17 protein-coding genes and 1 pseudogene are annotated in these 16,589 nt (G+C 39.0%); 15 read left to right on the forward strand and 3 right to left on the reverse strand.

Going from position 1 to position 16,589, the window contains the following annotated elements; all coding sequences use genetic code 11:
- Positions 1-2 precede the first annotated feature (2 nt).
- The 6 genes and pseudogenes from aroA (at position 3) to DOK79_RS08740 (ending at position 4,707) form a co-directional block, all read left to right on the forward strand.
- A complete protein-coding gene (gene aroA, locus DOK79_RS08715; RefSeq protein WP_206855458.1) occupies positions 3-1,286 on the forward strand; it encodes a 3-phosphoshikimate 1-carboxyvinyltransferase in 1,284 nt (427 codons plus the stop codon).
- A complete protein-coding gene (locus DOK79_RS08720) occupies positions 1,286-1,792 on the forward strand; it encodes a shikimate kinase (protein ID WP_206855459.1) in 507 nt (168 codons plus the stop codon). Before aroA ends, DOK79_RS08720 begins: the two co-directional genes overlap by 1 nt.
- Positions 1,789-2,655 (forward strand): prephenate dehydratase, encoded by an 867-nt coding sequence (gene pheA, locus DOK79_RS08725; protein ID WP_206855460.1) that lies wholly within the window; start codon positions 1,789-1,791, stop codon positions 2,653-2,655. The genes DOK79_RS08720 and pheA overlap by 4 nt, the downstream gene beginning before the upstream one ends.
- A gap of 291 nt (positions 2,656-2,946) precedes the next feature.
- Positions 2,947-3,401 (forward strand): annotated as a pseudogene (locus tag DOK79_RS08730) (type II toxin-antitoxin system HicB family antitoxin).
- A 125-nt stretch (positions 3,402-3,526) separates the two neighbouring features.
- Positions 3,527-4,036, forward strand: a complete 510-nt coding sequence (locus DOK79_RS08735) for a type 1 glutamine amidotransferase domain-containing protein (protein WP_206855461.1) — start codon at positions 3,527-3,529, stop codon at positions 4,034-4,036.
- Positions 4,037-4,380: 344 nt separating this feature from the next.
- A complete protein-coding gene (locus DOK79_RS08740; RefSeq protein WP_206855462.1) occupies positions 4,381-4,707 on the forward strand; it encodes an arsenic metallochaperone ArsD family protein in 327 nt (108 codons plus the stop codon).
- Positions 4,708-4,816: 109 nt separating this feature from the next.
- On the opposite strand, the gene DOK79_RS08745 is transcribed toward DOK79_RS08740, so the two are convergent.
- Both DOK79_RS08745 and DOK79_RS08750 read right to left on the reverse strand, forming a co-directional pair.
- The gene (locus DOK79_RS08745; RefSeq protein ID WP_206855463.1) at positions 4,817-5,983 is read right to left on the reverse strand and encodes a galactokinase; all 1,167 of its coding nucleotides are present in this window, start codon (positions 5,981-5,983) and stop codon (positions 4,817-4,819) included.
- Positions 5,983-7,020, reverse strand: coding sequence for an aldose epimerase family protein (locus DOK79_RS08750; RefSeq protein ID WP_206855464.1), 1,038 nt, complete (start codon positions 7,018-7,020; stop codon positions 5,983-5,985). Before DOK79_RS08750 ends, DOK79_RS08745 begins: the two co-directional genes overlap by 1 nt.
- A 238-nt stretch (positions 7,021-7,258) precedes the next feature.
- On the opposite strand from DOK79_RS08750, the gene DOK79_RS08755 reads away from it, so the two are divergent.
- The 8 genes from DOK79_RS08755 (at position 7,259) to DOK79_RS15495 (ending at position 12,268) form a co-directional block, all read left to right on the forward strand.
- Positions 7,259-8,164 (forward strand): AraC family transcriptional regulator, encoded by a 906-nt coding sequence (locus DOK79_RS08755; protein WP_206855465.1) that lies wholly within the window; start codon positions 7,259-7,261, stop codon positions 8,162-8,164.
- Between the two features lie 69 nt (positions 8,165-8,233).
- Positions 8,234-8,911, forward strand: coding sequence for an NAD(P)H-dependent oxidoreductase (locus tag DOK79_RS08760; protein ID WP_206855467.1), 678 nt, complete (start codon positions 8,234-8,236; stop codon positions 8,909-8,911).
- Positions 8,908-9,078 carry a hypothetical protein gene (locus DOK79_RS08765; RefSeq protein WP_206855471.1) on the forward strand — a complete coding sequence of 57 codons (171 nt, stop codon included), beginning with the start codon at positions 8,908-8,910 and terminating at the stop codon, positions 9,076-9,078. The genes DOK79_RS08760 and DOK79_RS08765 overlap by 4 nt, the downstream gene beginning before the upstream one ends.
- A 121-nt stretch (positions 9,079-9,199) precedes the next feature.
- Positions 9,200-10,099, forward strand: coding sequence for a LysM peptidoglycan-binding domain-containing protein (locus tag DOK79_RS08770; RefSeq protein ID WP_206855473.1), 900 nt, complete (start codon positions 9,200-9,202; stop codon positions 10,097-10,099).
- Positions 10,100-10,286: 187 nt separating this feature from the next.
- Entirely contained in the window at positions 10,287-10,994 is a 708-nt protein-coding gene (locus tag DOK79_RS08775) for a GntR family transcriptional regulator (RefSeq protein WP_206855475.1), read from the forward strand.
- Between the two features lie 716 nt (positions 10,995-11,710).
- Complete coding sequence (mazE, locus tag DOK79_RS08780) at positions 11,711-11,938, forward strand: type II toxin-antitoxin system PemI/MazE family antitoxin (protein WP_242542572.1); 228 nt, start codon at positions 11,711-11,713, stop codon at positions 11,936-11,938.
- Positions 11,931-12,074 carry a type II toxin-antitoxin system PemK/MazF family toxin gene (locus DOK79_RS15490; protein ID WP_206855478.1) on the forward strand — a complete coding sequence of 48 codons (144 nt, stop codon included), beginning with the start codon at positions 11,931-11,933 and terminating at the stop codon, positions 12,072-12,074. Before mazE ends, DOK79_RS15490 begins: the two co-directional genes overlap by 8 nt.
- The gene (locus DOK79_RS15495) at positions 12,059-12,268 is read left to right on the forward strand and encodes a hypothetical protein (RefSeq protein ID WP_422392100.1); all 210 of its coding nucleotides are present in this window, start codon (positions 12,059-12,061) and stop codon (positions 12,266-12,268) included. Before DOK79_RS15490 ends, DOK79_RS15495 begins: the two co-directional genes overlap by 16 nt.
- A 122-nt stretch (positions 12,269-12,390) precedes the next feature.
- Here the strand turns inward: DOK79_RS15495 and DOK79_RS08785 are convergent, their stop codons facing one another.
- Positions 12,391-13,590 carry an enolase C-terminal domain-like protein gene (locus tag DOK79_RS08785; protein WP_206855481.1) on the reverse strand — a complete coding sequence of 400 codons (1,200 nt, stop codon included), beginning with the start codon at positions 13,588-13,590 and terminating at the stop codon, positions 12,391-12,393.
- 1,034 nt (positions 13,591-14,624) lie between these two features.
- On the opposite strand from DOK79_RS08785, the gene DOK79_RS08790 reads away from it, so the two are divergent.
- On the forward strand, positions 14,625-16,454 hold the full coding sequence (locus DOK79_RS08790) for a glucose PTS transporter subunit IIA (protein ID WP_206855482.1): 1,830 nt from the start codon (positions 14,625-14,627) through the stop codon (positions 16,452-16,454).
- Positions 16,455-16,589: the final 135 nt, after the last annotated feature.

A 16,589-nucleotide genomic window follows, 5' to 3' on the forward strand; every position in this document is an offset into this window, starting at 1 on the left:
CAATGAAATTACTTAACGCAACACATGGGATCAAAGGAGAACTAACAGTTCCAGCAGATAAGTCGATTTCTCATCGCAGTATCATGTTCGGTGCGATCAGTCACGGAAAAACAACGGTGACGAACTTTTTAAAAGCAGAAGATTGTTTGAGTACGATTTCCGTATTCAAACAACTAGGAGTAAAAATAGTCGAAGAAGAAGAGCAAATCCATATCTATGGTCATGGCGTAGAGGGATTACAAACGCCAGCCGAGCGATTAGATGCAGGTAATTCTGGGACCACGATCCGCTTGCTTTTAGGGATTTTAGCCGGCAGTCAGGTTTCAGCAGAAGTGTCTGGAGACGACTCATTGAATCGTCGACCAATGGGAAGAGTGATGGATCCTTTACGAGAAATGGGTGCAGATCTTAAAGGCATCGAACATCCCGATCTACCACCGTTACGAGTGACTGGTGCTTCTTTGAAACCAATTGAATATGAGATGCCAATTGCCAGTGCGCAAGTCAAATCAGCGATTTTATTTGCGGCACTCCAAGCAGATGGCGAGACAACGATCATCGAAAAAGAAAAATCACGGAATCATACAGAAGAAATGATCAAACAGTTTGGTGGAAAAATCACGGTAGAAGATAAAGTGATCACAATCTCTGGCGGACAACGCTTAGTTGGACAAAACGTGGCGGTGCCTGGTGACATTTCTTCAGCAGCTTTTTATCTCGTTGCTGCAAGTATTTTGCCAAATAGCGAAGTGCTACTGAAACAAGTGGGGATCAATCCGACACGAACAGGGATTTTAGATGTGCTGAACGACATGGGTGCTTCCATCCAAGAAATGCAGATTGATCAACAAAATCAAGCCGCTGACTTAATGGTACGTTCTGCCAAATTACAGGCATGTACGATCGAAGGAGAAATCATTCCTCGATTGATCGATGAACTGCCAATTTTGGCATTAGCTGCGACACAAGCACAAGGAACGACGATCATCGGAGATGCGCAAGAATTAAAAGTCAAAGAAACGAATCGCATCGATGCGACAGCGGAAGAATTGATAAAAATGGGCGCATCTATTGAAACAACAGAAGACGGCATGATCATTCATGGTCCAACACCTCTACATGGGGCAACTGTTGATAGTCATGGCGATCATCGCATTGGCATGATGCTACAGATTGCTGCATTATTGACCGATGAACCAGTTGAATTGAACCATCCGGAAGCGGTAAATATTTCTTATCCCGAATTCTTTACGGATCTAGCTAGTCTGATCAAGGAGAAAAACTAATGGCTGCAATTGTACTGATCGGTTTTATGGGCGCCGGTAAAACAACGATCAGTCGAAAGCTATCAATGCAGCTAAAGAAACCATTGATCGATATGGATACAAAACTAGTCGAAGGATTTGGCTGTTCGATCAGTCAGTATTTTGAATTACATGGCGAAGCTGCCTTCAGACAAGAAGAAACGAAGCTGTTGCAAACATCATTGCAAGAAGAAGCGATCATTGCGACAGGTGGCGGCGTGATTTTACAAGAAGAAAATCAGCGTTTACTGGCAGATCATCTGGTCGTTTACTTAAAAGCTGATCCCAATCTTTTGGTCAAACGTATCCGCCAAGACCACAAACAAGCCCGGCCATTGGCACTTGAAAAAGACGATGCAGAGTTGAAAGAGTTGTTTTTCTCGCGAAAAAAACACTATGAAACAGTAGCAGATCTTACGATAGAAACAACCGGTAAATCACCAGCAGAAGTTGTCTCAGAAATCATAAAGCAGGTGATGAATCGATGAAAATTGGTTATCTCGGTCCAAAAGGTTCCTTCACATATAGTGCCGTAAAAAATTATTTCAACGAAGGCGATTGGTTTCCTTATCAAGCATTAACGAATTTGATCGATGCGCAGATCGCACATGAGGTGGATTATGCGATGGTCCCGATCGAAAATTCTATCGAAGGGTCCGTTTTACCGACGTTGGACCATGTTTACGAAACTTTGCCAACGATCCAAGGCGAAATCGTTTTGCCGATCAAGCAACAATTGATGGTCCATCCTGAGCATCAACAGACGTGGCAAGAAGTAACAAAAATCTGTAGTCATCCACAAGCATTGGCACAATCTCAAGTCTTTTTGAAACAACAGTTTCCTGACGTGGAAATCGAACAAATGGGGTCGACCGCACAAGGCGCCCAACAAGTTGCTGAGCATCCCGAACAAAAAATAGCGGCAATCGGACCTAAAGAAGCCGCTGAACAGTTTGGCTTGACCATCGTTCAACAAGATATCCAATCGATCCGCAACAATGAAACCCGTTTTTGGCTATTAGGTTCCTCGCCGATTGCATCTAAGTTACCGGTCAATGCACATAAAGCAACTTTATTTGTAGATTTACCAGAAAATCGACCAGGTGCTTTGTATCAAGTACTTGCGGTATTTGCAGAGAAAAACCTTAATTTGACTAAAATCGAATCGCGACCGCAAAAAACCTCATTAGGCGAATACTTTTTCGTGATTGAAGTGGAAATCGAAAAAACAGACCCGAATTTGAACGAAGCAATCAAACTACTGGAACAGCGAGCATTTCCAGTTCAGTTGATTGGGAAATATCCAGTTTATCGCAGTCGTGAGGATAGACAACAGATCCACAGAAAATAAATCAAAGCAGCTAAACGTAGCTAGCTGCTTTGGTTTATTTTTTTATCGAATAATTTCTTTATTGTTTACGTGTTACACGTGCTAATATAGACATATCAATGGGTTTTATGACAATGCCAGTGATACCACAGGAAATGGTTGATTTCCATAGGTGGGATAGGCTCTCATGTAAAAGTGGAAACCGATCAATCATTGTTCCTTCCAAGCTACTAAAGGGATAAAAAAAGCGATATTGAGGCAGGTAGGGTTAAAATAACTCTGTTTCTGCTTCTTAAGAGAGGGGTGGAAAACATGCTTGTTTCATATCCGGCATTATTCTATTTAGAAACAAGTGAAGGTTATGACTCGGGATTTTCTGTTTTCTTTCCAGATTTTTCGGAGATGGCTGGTACAAGCGGATCTGATATTTCTGAAGCAATCGAAAATGCATCTGATTATTTAGGTATCCTTTTGGCGGACGAGATAGAAGAAGAGCGAACGTTACCTGCGCCATCTTTTATCAGTTCATTGTCACTGATAGAGAATAATCCTTTTAAAAATGATGCCGAATTCACATTAGAGTATGATGCTGAAAAGTCATTTATTTCAATGGTCTCTGTTGATTTATCAGAATACTTAGGATCAGAGGAACCTGTAAAAAAACATTAACGATCCCAAAATGGGCAGATAAGTTAGGTAAAGAAATGCATCTGAATTTTTCAAAGACATTGACCGAAGCGATTGTTCGAAAAAAATTAGGTGCGTAACTTTAAAAGGGAAAGTAGCATTTATTCTTTTAAATAAAATAAGTTATAAATCATAAACAGATGATTTGCACACTTTTCTGAAATCCTTTAGGCTAGAATCAAGCGATAAGAAAGGAAGAGGAAAAATGGCAAAAAAAATTGCAGCAATCGTAACTGATTTAGTCGAAGATGTTGAATTAACTTCACCAAAAGAAGCGTTGGAAAATGCAGGGAATGAAGTGACAACGATTGGTTTTGAAGCAAACCAAACAATCAAAGGCAAAAAAGGTGGCGAGTTCACGATCGATCGCAGCATTGATGAAGTTTCTCCTGAAGATTTCGATGCGCTCTTGATCCCAGGAGGTTTTTCACCTGATCAATTACGTAAGGATCAACGTTTTGTTGATTTCGTTACTTACTTCTTGAAAAATGACCAACCGTTATTTGCTATCTGTCATGGTCCACAATTGTTTATCCAAACAGGTCTAACAGAAGGCAGAACGATGACTGCTTACGACACGGTACGTCCAGATGTGGCTTACGCTGGCGCAAATGTCAAAGACGAAGCAGTAGTGATCGATAATCAATTAGTCACTAGCCGTACACCAGATGATTTGCCTGAATTCAACAAAGCAATTGTTGAGATCTTAGGATAAACGACTGAACTCTTAGTAGAGTTGCAAGACAGAATAGTGACACGAGGAATAAAAAAATTTTAGAATGATTGGGACAGAAAGAATGCATATAGCTTCTTTCTGTCTTTTTTTGTGAAAAAGAATTCGCTATTCTGCGAGTGACTAAGTATTTTAGCTAATGATACAATGGTGCGGATCAACGCTAAGAAAATGAAGTATAGTAGAAATGATAGATATCGTTACTATACATTTCCGCCAGCCTTTTGATTAAATCTTTGAAGAATCGTATATTATGCGTATAAACCCCTTGGAGGTGCCGTTGTTGATGCCCTGATAAGAAAATGAAGGAGAGTGGCAATAAAAGAATGATCATTTCATATTATGTATTTGAGCAAGTTGATGATGAAGAACTCTACGTGTTCAAATCATTACATGAAGATTTGGCTACAAAAGAGTTTTATAGTCATACAAAGGGAAAGAAACTAGAAACAAATTTATTTTTTTTGAGTTATTCGATTTTACCTTTTATTGAGAATCCTCAAGTTTTCAATTTATTGCGCACGGGCGATATAAAAAGTTTACAGATCGTTGAAATCGATAACCAAATTGTAAAAACTGGTAGTTACTTAAGTTTGGATGAATTGTCTGAAATAACTGGTATAGGTATGTCTATACAGAGAACCGATTGCTGATTTTTACATTTTTATAGATTATTTAAACGAGATTCAAAATCATGCTTGAATAAAATATGCGCCTGAGTTTGGTAGTTTGCCAAACCCAGACGCGTGTCTTTGTTTTTATTTAAATTTTCGTCGTACCACTTCCAATATGTGCCACATAGAACTCTGGCTCATATCCTACAACCTCTAAATAACGCGCATGAACATTTTCTTTAAAGGCTGGGATCTCCTCTTCTTTGACTAAAGCAATCGCACAGCCGCCAAAGCCTGCTCCGGTCATTCGTGCGCCTAATACACCTGGTTGTGCTTGTGCGGCATCTACAAGTGTGTCTAATTCAATACCTGTGACTTCGTAATCATGACGGAGCGAGTAATGAGAGTCATTCAATAATTGACCAAATGCTTCTAGGTTTCCTTGCTCTAATTCAGCTTTTGCTTTTAGTGTTCGTTGATTTTCAGTGACTGCATGACGTGCACGACGGATCAAGATATCATCACCGATCAAGTCAGTGTTGGCTTCGAAAGTCGCTTCATCCAATTCACCTAATGCTTTGATAGCTAGTTTTGTTTGTAGACGTTTCAAGGCTTCCTCACATTCGCTACGACGTTCATTATATTTTGAATCCGCTAATTCACGTCGTTTGTTTGTGTTCATGATGACCACAGCATAACCATCTAATTTAACTGGCACCATTTCATAGTGTAGTGTATTTGTATCTAGTAAGATTGCCTGATCGACCTCACCAAAACCGATCGCAAATTGATCCATGATCCCTGAATTGACACCAATGAATTCATTTTCTACTTTTTTACCAGTTTGAACGAGTGTCAAACGATCGATGGCTAAATCAAATAGATCTTCCAAAACAATCCCAACTAATAATTCTAATGAGGCGCTACTAGAAAGCCCCGCACCATTTGGGATCGTTCCTTCAATCACCAATTCAAATCCTTGATCGATGGTATAACCTGCTTCTTTTAATTTCAAGATCATTCCTTTGACATAATTTGCCCAGTTGTCTTTTTTATCAAATGTTAAATCATCAAGCGTAAACTCGATCACACCGATTTCTTCGAAGTTTGTTGAGTAGACGACTACCTTATTGTCTTCACGGCGAGCGGCAACTCCGTAAGTGCCATAAGTGATCGATGCAGGAAAGACATGGCCACCATTGTAGTCTGTATGTTCACCGATCAAGTTGATTCTGCCGGGTGAAAAATAATTTGTTGTAGGTTTTTCTCCAAATAATTCATTGAATTTTGTCGTTAAGTGTGTTGGTTTATTCATCATTTTTGTTCCTCTCTTGTTTTAAGTTTGAATTCTGTAATGGTCTCAAATGGTGTTTGAGGTGCCAAAGACATATCGCCAAAGGAAGGATAACGTTCTGCCCCAGGAGCGATTTGTGTTTCAAAGGTGATCCCACCGTGGTCAGCTAGGCGTTTGCCTCGCATTTCAGGTGTATCTTCCCCAAAGTTAGCAGTGAAAATGACGATGCTTGGAGCATCAGTACGGACACTGACTTGGATTGTTTCATCCGGACTCAAGAGCGTAGCAACAGTTTTATCTAACCCTGTTTCCTTTAAGAAGAAGGGATGATCGATACCATCAAATAACTCTTTTTGTGGAAAGTCGCTGGTGAAAACAGTCGACAGTTTTTTTGGTGTTTGGAAATCAAACGGTGTTCCGGTAACTTCGACTTGTTCGCCTGTCGGAATACTGTCTGGTCTTAAAGCGGCAAACGCATGGCTGTTGACCCATAGCGTATGTTCATCGATTGGTTGCGTCACGTCGCCACTCAAGTTGAAGTAAACATGATTTGTTGGATTAAAAAGTGTCAGTTGATCGCTGACTGCTTTCGTTGTCACACGCCAAATATTATCTTCTGTGAGCGTATAGTGGACTTCTACAGATAAGTTCCCGGGAAAACCATGCTCTTGGTCAGGGCTTGTCATGGTAAAGATCACAGTGGCTTCTTGTTCCCCATTAAGGATTTCGTATGACCATGTTTTTTCTTCAAAGCTTGGTGTGCTACCATGTAAGGAATGTCCAGTTGCTGGATCGACAGGTAGTTGGTAGTTCTGACCTGCAAGAGTGAATTTACCTGCATCGATCCGTCCAGCTGTTCGTCCGATCGTTGCTCCGATAAAGGCGTCTTTTTCGAGATATTCTTCTGCTGAATCAAAGCCCAGAACTAATTCTCGGTCATTGAATCTTAAACTGACGATCCGTGCGCCTAAATCAGTGACCGCAAGTGATGTGCCATGTTGATTGGTTAAAGTGATCAATTTAGCGGAAGATCCAAATGTTTTTTCTGTGATATTCATTTTTTCAAGCTTCCTTTCTTTATGAGGCTGAGATATTCGCTGTTTTTTAACAGAATGAGTTCGCTATGATATGCGGTTGAGTAAACCGTTTACATTATCACATAGAAAATGTTTTTGTACTCTTACTTTACCAAGAAATCGCTTACGATAACAGGTATTTCTGTGAGTACTATTTAACTTTTTGTTGCATCTGTAGTAGACTTTAGTCAGAAGACTCTGAAAAAGTAGGTGGCGTAAGTTGGAAAAAGCAATTTTTTTAAAAAATAAACATCAACCATTGTCCAAAGAGCTGTACTTTGATTTTTGTGGATTTTCGAAAACACTTCCATTCCATTCCTTTGGCCCAGCCATCCGTCATGATTATATTTTACATATCGTCATGGAAGGAAAAGGGATCTATCGTGTGAAGGATCGGCAATATCAGTTGAAAAAAGGTGACTTATTTTTGATTCGTCCAGGAGATGCAACCTTTTACTTAGCGGATGGAGAAGAGCCATGGGTGTACAGTTGGATTTCTTTTGGCGGACCCGTGGCAGACAAAATCATCCATCATTCGTTGTTCAAAGAAGATCAATACACCATGGTCTCCTCAGAAATTTCAAAATATGTTGAGATTATTTTAGCATGTATGAATTATTCGCCAGAAAACTTAGCAGATGAATTACAATTGACTGCTTTGACATATCAGCTTTTGGCGCTTCTTCTAGAAGATGGGGGTCACATACGTCTGGGCGAGCAGAAAAACTATTCTTCATTAGCGATCGACACGATCCAGTATATCGAAGAACACTATTCGAAACGTCTGACAGTTGAAGCAATCGCACAACACTTGGCTGTCAATCGCAGTCATTTATCGCGGGTGTTCAAAAATCAATTAGGTATCAGTATCAAAGAGTATATGATTGGCGTTCGCATCAATCGAGCCGCATTTCTCTTGTCGTTGACAGAAGAATCAGTTGAAGCAATCGCTTATCAAGTGGGTTTCAATAGTTTGGTCGTATTTAGCCGAATGTTCAAGAAATTCACTGGCGAGACAGCTACCAGTTATCGGAAACGAATGAATAATGAAAAGATAAAAGGGGTTTCCGCAGAGCAATTGAAAAAGCAGTTAGAGGAACAAGCCATTATTTCTTGGGCAACCTAAAGAAGCAAGGGCATCGTTTACTGGGTTTTTCTAAGGATATGCTAGACTAGAAAGCGGGAGGAGAAAGTCATGAAAACATTGATTATTGTCAGTCATCCGACAATTGAAACATCGTTGAACCAACAATTTTTTAAAGAAGCTTCCATTCATTTATCTGCTACTTGGCATCATTTAGAAGCTTGCTATCCAGATGGGAAAATTGATCTTCAGACTGAACTTGCTTTATTGAAAGAGCATGATCGGATCATCTTCCAATTTCCTTTCTATTGGTATAGCGCCCCAGCGCATTTGAAAATGTGGCAAGACCAAGTATTAGAATCAGCAACGAAAGTCTTATTGGGCAAGGAACTAGGTATCGTTTTGACAACTGGCGTGAGTGAAAAAGAATATCAAGCAGGTGGGAAAGAAGAATATACGATCTCTGAATTTTTACGTCCCTATCAGCGAATCGCCCATAAATTCCAGATGACCTTTTTGCCTCCGTTTGTCTTGGCACAGTTCATGTACTTGACTGAAGAACAAAGATTTGAACGCTTGATCAGCTATCAGCAATATCTATCGTTAGTTGAGAAACCTTCACTTATCAATCGGATCGATTGGTTTATTGAACGTTTTGCGCAAAACGAAATCATTAAGGAAAAAGAACCCGCAAAGCAACAAATGATTGGGGATATGTTAGAAGAAGCAAAAGAAAATATTGAAGATCTCACATTTATCTTACAGGAGATGAAAGGAAGAAGCTTATGATGGATCAATGGCTGGCAGAACAATTAGCCGAATTAAGTCAACAAGCTGATTATGAAGGAAAAGCGTTAGTTCATGAAATGTCACGCTTATTTGTCGAAATCAATGAGCGGATCGAGCAGTTGCAAGGAGAAATCGACGGGGAATCTTGGAATCATCAAAAATGGTGATTTTTCTTCAGCGATAACATAATAAAAAATGTTCATAACACACATTATTTGCTACAATAGGAATATAAGAAAATTGATAACGCTATTTTTTTTGCATAAATAACAGGTGGTGAAACAAAAAATGAATGAAGAAAATGAACAGCGTGGGAATGTTCGGTCAGCTCGAAGACAACAACAAAAACAAGAGTCACGCATGCGTATGATAAAAATCGGCGCAGCTGTTGCAGTAGTCTTACTACTGGTTGGTGCAGGGACTGGATTATATCTCCATAGTAGAAATAACGCCAGTGAAAATTCGGCAGCATCGACAAGCGAAACGACTCAATCGACTACAGCATCAACAACTGCTTCATCAGATACTGAATCAACCCAAGAAAGCAGTGAAGCAACAGAACCTTCAGGATCTGTTTCTGAACAACTACAAGCAGTCGTTGCGGATTATTCAAAGAAAATTGAAGAAAGAACACCTGCATTGATTGAAGAGTATCAAGCGGAGATCCAGAACAATCAAGACGGTGTCAATGGACTTTCAGTCATTGCTAATCAAAAAGCAAGAGAACTTCAAGCTTTGTCAGATGAAGGGATCAGCAAATTACGCGGGATGTACCAAGAGGCGCCCAATAAAGAAGGCATTGACTTAGATACGATGATCAATCAGTTGTCTGCAAACTATACAGCACAAGTAGCTAGAATCTCTGATATTTATCTACGGACAAGTGCAGAACTTCAAGCAGCAACTCCTAGCAGTGAATCTTCCTCGGAAGAGACAACTCCGTCGACGGAAGCAACACCAGAAACAACAGAATCGTCAGAGGCACAAGTCAATCAGTACACGGCACAATCAACAGAAGATACGAGCAACCAAGCCAATCAAGCAGCTACAACAGTTGTACGTGAAGGCGAAGGGCCAAATCAAATTGCTCAACGGACTGGCGTACCAGTCGAAACAATCTTGTCATTGAATGGCATGACGATGGATGACTTCTTTTTTAATCCTGGTCAAGAACTACGCTTGAATTAAGCAGATAAAAAAGAGAACCACATTCAATTTATCAGATGAAGTCACAAAAATTGCTCTTTTTGTCAATTTTTGTGGCTTTTTTGCTCTAAATACTTTTCGTTCTCCGCTGAATCTTCATGAGCCGCTTGTGATCAGCTATTATTTTGTTAAGATAAAGAAGTAAATGTAACCCGTAAAGGAGAATCGCATGAAAAAACGAGAATTCATCGTTCAAGATTTATTAAGCAAGATCTATCAAGAAGAATTCAAAGATGGAAAATTACCGAATCAACGGAAACTAGCAGAGATCTATCATGTTTCTCGCTTTACGATCCAACAAGCAATCAAAAATCTAGAAGAAATCGGTATTGTTCGTGTTGTTCAAGGTTCCGGTATCTTTATCCATGAAAAATGGGTCAAGAATCCGTTGATCTTCAATTCTTTGACCCGCACACCTTATGATCGGATCGATTCAAAAATGATTGGGTTAAAAAAAGCAGCAGCAACAGCAGATGAACAAAAAATTTTCCAACTCGATGAAGGCGCTGAAGTTTGGACATTTGAACGTATCCGGATCGTGGACTACAAAATCGAGCAGTTAGAGATCTCAAAAATGCCGGTAGCGTTATTTCCAGACCTTTCACAAGAAGTCGTCGAACATTCCATCCAAAAATACGTGGAACAAAAAGGCTATCGAATCTCTCACTATATCACGAGTTATGACCCAATCACGACTTCCAAAGACCAATCGAAAATCTTACTATGTAAACGCGGCACACCAGCCATGCAAATCACGAATCGTGCCATCTTAGAAGATGGGCAAGTCTATGAATACAGCAGTATCATTGCCATCGACTACTCAGTGACTTACATCCGGCCCTTTGATCGTGAGATTCATCGGTCGAGGATTGATTGAGGTTTTGAGTAGAAGTCAAAAATAGCTTAAGGAAAAAACTCCTGTAAAAATGTAGATTTTTTAAAAGTAAAGGAAGGAAACATTAAAGGGAATTAGTTGGTAGTAAGTATGAAGAAAGCACTGATGAGACGTAAAACAAAATCATCAGTGCCTTTATTACAACTGCTTGATAAGTGGAGCAAGTTATGATTGTTATTTAAAATAGAAAATATAAAATACAAAAAAATAACTTACAATAAGTAGTAACCAAATGAGTCTTTCAACTATTTGAGCTATTATTGATTGATTATATGTAAAGATAATACCAAATTTATAGTTCCTATTACTGCGTATAAAAAAACTCTGTAAACCTAGAGAGAGCATGATAAGTAACTTTATGATCAGATTCGATAGCTGATATGATTGATCGTTAGTTGTTAGGAAAAAAGTATACAAAGCTAAAAGTTGTAACAACCAAATAACTTGAATAAGTTTACTCCCAGGTTGTGTTTTATTCGGCATAGATGTTCATTCTCCTTAAAATTATTATTGTGATTTAAATTGAGTATATGCCTTTTTTAAGTCAATATTCAATAAATTTTTAATGAGAACGTGACATTAATTGAAAGATTATGAAGGTCTGAGACACTCTATTGATTTATTTTTATACTAGTATCTTTTACGTTGTAAAATTAGGTTTTACATGTTGAAATTTGTTTTGTAAGGAGTGATAAATGATGATTAATGTAAAAGCTTGTAAAGTAGGGAATTCTATTTCTATTTCAATTCCTAAACAGTATCATGTTGAAGCTGGATCAGAATATGTTGTATATAAATCTAAGAATGGAGGATTAATATTCACACCCAAAATAGAAAATCCATTTTTATCGGATGAACCATTTCCAAAGGATGAAGATGAAGTATGGCAAACAATAGCAAAAGAGGAGATTGAAAAAAATGTATGAACCTCAACAAGGTAATTTGATCTGTCTTAATTTTACGCCTTCTTTTGGCAGGGAAGTAAGAGAGAAGCACCCGCCTTTAGTTGTTTCCTCAAATGCTTACAATAAAAAACGAACTATATTATTGTCTGTCCTGTAACGACTGGGGGGCACAACTTTCCTGGGTATGTTTCTTTGATTGATTATAAGATACGTGGAAGAGTGAATACCACTCAAATTCATAGCTTTGATACTGACCGGATTATTAGTAATGAATTTATTGACCGTCTAAGAGGAGACGATTTTCTCCAAGTCAAACAGATTTTAGATTATTCTTTAGAAATTGATTTTTAAAAACTGTGTTTTACATAAAAAGCTACTAAGATGTACACGTGTATTCATTATTGTAATAATAGGAATACAGCGGACAAAAAAGCTATCCTTACATGTTTCGTGTAATGATAGCTTTTTTGGGATTACGGTGTTACGATCGTGCCGTCTGGTGTACGGCTTTGCGTCCATTCGTGTGGGCGATAGACAACTGGAAATTCTGCCGCTTGTTCTTCATTGAATGTGACACCGATTCCGCTTTGTTCGATCGGGTAGAAAAAGCCTTTTTCTGGCGCTGGAATATTCCCGAAAAGTTTTTTTGTGTTTTCAGGAACGTCGATGTTTTCCTGGATCGCCGCATTATGCAAGTGGATATTCAAATGCGTATTGACTGCTAGGCCGATCGGCGTGATATCCGATGGCGTATGCCAAGCGATTCGTATCCCCATTGCTTCGCAAAAGTGTGCCAATTTCAAGGCGGGCGTGATGCCGCCGATTTGTGAGACATGCGCACGCATATAGTCGATCTGACGATTGCGAACTAATTCTTTCCATTCCATTGGATTATTGAACAATTCTCCAGTAGCAATCGGTGTCGTCGCTTGACTCCGCAATTGAGCTAACCATTCATTTTGATTTGGCGGTAAAATATCTTCTAAAAAGAACAGATTATACTTCTCTGCTTTTTTCGCAAAGCGTATCGCTTGATTCGGATGCAAGCGTTCGTGTACATCATGCAACATTTGGAAACGATTCCCATATTTGTTTTGGATGTGTTCAAACATCGACAAAGTTGTTTGCATGTAGTCTTCTTGATCAAAATAAGAACCAGCAAGCGGGTTGTCAGGTGTAGCCAAATTCGTTGGATTTCCTCCATAAAAACCTAATTGACATCGGATATAGCGGTATCCTTGTGCGAGAAATGTCTCGATTTCACGATCAAGGTCTTCTAAATTATCTGCGACAGCGTGTGTATACGCAGGGATTGCTGTTCGAGCTTTCCCACCGAATAACTGGTACAATGGCATATCAGCGATTTTTCCTTTAATATCCCAGAGCGCCATATCGACACCGGAAATGGCGTTGTTCGTGATTGGACCATTCCGCCAGTATGAATTGACATTCATGACTTGCCAAAGGTCCTCGATTTGATTCGCGTCGCGCCCAATCAATAAAGGCTTTAAGTATTCTTCTACGACGGTTTGGACAGCTAAAGGACGAAATTGAAAAGTGCCACAACCGAAACCAGTCACGCCTTTATCTGTTTCAACTTTTACGACTAACAAGTTATGACGATCTGGCTTGATAGCGTAACTTTTTATATTTGTAATGATCGTTGGTGTCATTTTTTTCACTCCAATATACATAAATATGAATCATGTGCATCCTCATTGAAACATGGGAAAGAACATCCTGTCAATTTGGTCTAATAAAAACATCCTAACTAAGTAAAAACCAGTCCAATTTTCTCGTTATTTGTTTTAAAACGTTGATATATAAGTATTTTATGTTGTTTTTATATAAAAAGGACTGGTTTTACAAGAAGTGTTCCTCATGCTACTATTTGGGTGAAAGCGGAAACAAGAATGATTGTTTTTTGAGAATAAGGGGGAGAATAACAATTAACTTTATAAAATTAGCGTTAAACTGCTAGATATGGCGTATTTTAGTTTTGAAAAGAGAAAAACGGCGATTGATTTAGTTGAACAACTATCAATGAAGATAAAAAATACTGATTCATGAATTTCTTTTGCCATAAATCAATCTTGGAATCAAAGCTTTATCAGCTGTATCGAATGGTAGTATCTACAAAAACATTGACTAAACGGAAATAAAAAATAAGAAGGTTGAGCGCTTTTGCGTCGGTTACAGCGCAAATTTTCTCAAAATAAGAGAGGTATAAGGAGGGAATTCGATTTGTCAAAACATGTAACATCTATAAATTAGAAAAAAATCGACAGATACAGCGAAAACTAGCAATTCTTTGTCAGAACTATGTCCATTCAACAACGATAGAGATCGCGAAAACCAAACGATCGAAAATTATGGTAGAAACATTGGATATAGGGATAATGATTAAAGATAAGCATTTAGCCAAATTAGTAGTGAAAGTTCTATGGATTTATACAACAGAACAAGATGGTAAAAAGCAGCCTGACTTTAGCGGCTTAACGTACTTTATCTATGAGTTTTTAATCAAATAAAAAACGTAGAATGATAGGATTCGTTGTATCCGAATTGACGCCTGTGGAGTGTTGGACCAAACGAGAGTAGCAAGAGCATAGCGAAATCGGACACGGAGAAACAGGAAATAAACATTGATCTGGCAACTTTTATAGTTGGTTAGAAATATTTATAGATTTTTGGCAACGGAGAACAAGTGAAGCATGAAGAAATAGCAAAACAAATCATACAACACGTAGGTGGAGCAAGTAATATCAACAACGCGTGGCATTGTATGACACGTTTACGGTTTGATTTAAAAGATGAGAAAAAAGTAGACTATGCTGCATTGGAAAAAACACCAAAAGTGGTGGGAACAAAATATCAAAGTGAACAACTACAAGTTGTGATCGGGACAGAAGTGGCTGATTACTTTGCACCAATTGCGAAAGAATTAGGATTAGATGAAACAAGAGAGCAAAACGAAGGCGAGAAAAAAGGGGTAGTATCTTTATTTATGGATACTGTTTCAGGTGTTTTCGGACCAATCGTGCCAGCGATTGCTGGTGCTGGAATGATCAAAGGATTGATGGCAGGTCTAGTGGCGTTGAATGTCATTTCGAACCAGACCGATACCTATTTGATCATTGACATGATTGCAAGTGGCGTCTTTACTTTCTTGCCATTCTTCGTCGCAGCTTCTGCCGCTCGAATCTTCAAAACAAATCCGTATTTAGCGATTGCGATTGCTGCAACCTTGCAATTTCCAACAATGACGACTGCGGTTGCGGAAGGATCGATTTCTGCTTTTCAATTATTTGGTATTATTCCAGTCCCTGTCTTCAACTACGCTGGGACAGTTATCCCAATCATATTTGCAGTACTAGCGCTCAGCTATATTTACCGTTGGGTGGATAAGCTATTACCACAAGTGTTGCGAACAGTGTTTACACCAACAATTTCATTATTCGTGGCAGGATTATTGACGTTAACGGTGATTGGACCAATCAGTATCCATCTAGGTAATTTATTGGCAACTGGTGTGGCGTGGTTATTCTCTATTTCGCCAGTTTTAGCGGGCATCGTGGTAGGAGCTATTCGCCCAATCGCAATCTTTACTGGCTTACACCATGCAATGACACCGATCGCTTTACAAAACTTTGCCAATCAAGGGTATGACATGTTGATGCCGATGATGTTTATGGCAAACATGGCGATCACTGGTGCGACAGCGGCTATTTACTTGAAAGTGAAATCAAAAGAAGAAAAATCATTAGTATTATCTTCTGCTGTGTCTGGTCTACTGGGGATCACTGAACCTGCGCTTTTCGGGATCTTATCAAAATACAAGAAGGCGTTTATCGCCGCAACAGTCGGTAGTTCGGTTGCTTCGGCATTTATCAGTTTCTTCGGTGTTCGAATCTACGGCTATATTTTATCAAGTATTTTTAGCTTACCAGCTTATATTGGTCAGTATTTTGTTTTTGCAGTACTTGGCATCGTGATTGCCTTAGTATCTTCTTTTGTCCTCACTTATTTCTTAGTTCCAAACGTACAGGAAGAAGACGCCGAATATACAAACGAAGTCAATCTACACGCAGTGGCTAAGGGAGAATATATTCCTTTAGAAGATGTGCCAGACGAAGTTTTTTCAACAAAAATGATGGGTGATGGTTTTGCAATCGAATCAATCGATGGCGCGATTTTTGCACCTGTCAGCGGAAAAGTCACTACGATTTTTCCTTCTAAGCACGCGTTAGGAATCAAAACAAATAATGGGGTAGAAGTATTAGTCCATATGGGGATCGATACCATCAATTTGAATGGCGAAGGTTTCGATGTACTTGTAAAGCTTGGTGACCAAGTGACTGTGGACACTAAAATCGCTCAAATGGATTTACCTTATATCCATAGTCAAGGAAAAAAGAGTATGGTCATTGTTGTCATTACAAACATGGACCGCATCGCAAAATTCTCTGGTGAAAGAAACTTAGAAGGGCAACATCAAGCTGGAGCAATCTTGGAACGCGCATTATTGAATGGGTAAATGAATATCGTATGACCAAGAGAGCATACGCCGTCTTCAAAGATTGGCGTATGTTTTTTTGTTGGCAATTCTATTATTTTTGTATCTATTGTTATCTATATTTTGTATTAAAGTTATTTAATTGATCGAATAAAA

This window comes from Enterococcus sp. DIV1094 (assembly GCF_017316305.2).
Classification (GTDB): domain Bacteria; phylum Bacillota; class Bacilli; order Lactobacillales; family Enterococcaceae; genus Enterococcus_B; species Enterococcus_B mangumiae.

Excerpts from the sequence above, each read along its gene's own strand:
- aroA (WP_206855458.1), top strand. The coding sequence starts at position 3 with ATGAAATTACTTAACGCAACACATGGGATCAAAGGAGAACTAACAGTT.
- DOK79_RS08720 (WP_206855459.1), top strand. The coding sequence starts at position 1,286 with ATGGCTGCAATTGTACTGATCGGTTTTATGGGCGCCGGTAAAACAACG.
- pheA (WP_206855460.1), top strand. The coding sequence starts at position 1,789 with ATGAAAATTGGTTATCTCGGTCCAAAAGGTTCCTTCACATATAGTGCC.
- DOK79_RS08735 (WP_206855461.1), top strand. The coding sequence starts at position 3,527 with ATGGCAAAAAAAATTGCAGCAATCGTAACTGATTTAGTCGAAGATGTT.
- DOK79_RS08740 (WP_206855462.1), top strand. The coding sequence starts at position 4,381 with ATGATCATTTCATATTATGTATTTGAGCAAGTTGATGATGAAGAACTC.
- DOK79_RS08745 (WP_206855463.1), bottom strand. The coding sequence starts at position 5,983 with ATGAATAAACCAACACACTTAACGACAAAATTCAATGAATTATTTGGA.
- DOK79_RS08750 (WP_206855464.1), bottom strand. The coding sequence starts at position 7,020 with ATGAATATCACAGAAAAAACATTTGGATCTTCCGCTAAATTGATCACT.
- DOK79_RS08760 (WP_206855467.1), top strand. The coding sequence starts at position 8,234 with ATGAAAACATTGATTATTGTCAGTCATCCGACAATTGAAACATCGTTG.
- DOK79_RS08765 (WP_206855471.1), top strand. The coding sequence starts at position 8,908 with ATGATGGATCAATGGCTGGCAGAACAATTAGCCGAATTAAGTCAACAA.
- DOK79_RS08770 (WP_206855473.1), top strand. The coding sequence starts at position 9,200 with ATGAATGAAGAAAATGAACAGCGTGGGAATGTTCGGTCAGCTCGAAGA.
- DOK79_RS08775 (WP_206855475.1), top strand. The coding sequence starts at position 10,287 with ATGAAAAAACGAGAATTCATCGTTCAAGATTTATTAAGCAAGATCTAT.
- mazE (WP_242542572.1), top strand. The coding sequence starts at position 11,711 with ATGATTAATGTAAAAGCTTGTAAAGTAGGGAATTCTATTTCTATTTCA.
- DOK79_RS15490 (WP_206855478.1), top strand. The coding sequence starts at position 11,931 with ATGTATGAACCTCAACAAGGTAATTTGATCTGTCTTAATTTTACGCCT.
- DOK79_RS08785 (WP_206855481.1), bottom strand. The coding sequence starts at position 13,590 with ATGACACCAACGATCATTACAAATATAAAAAGTTACGCTATCAAGCCA.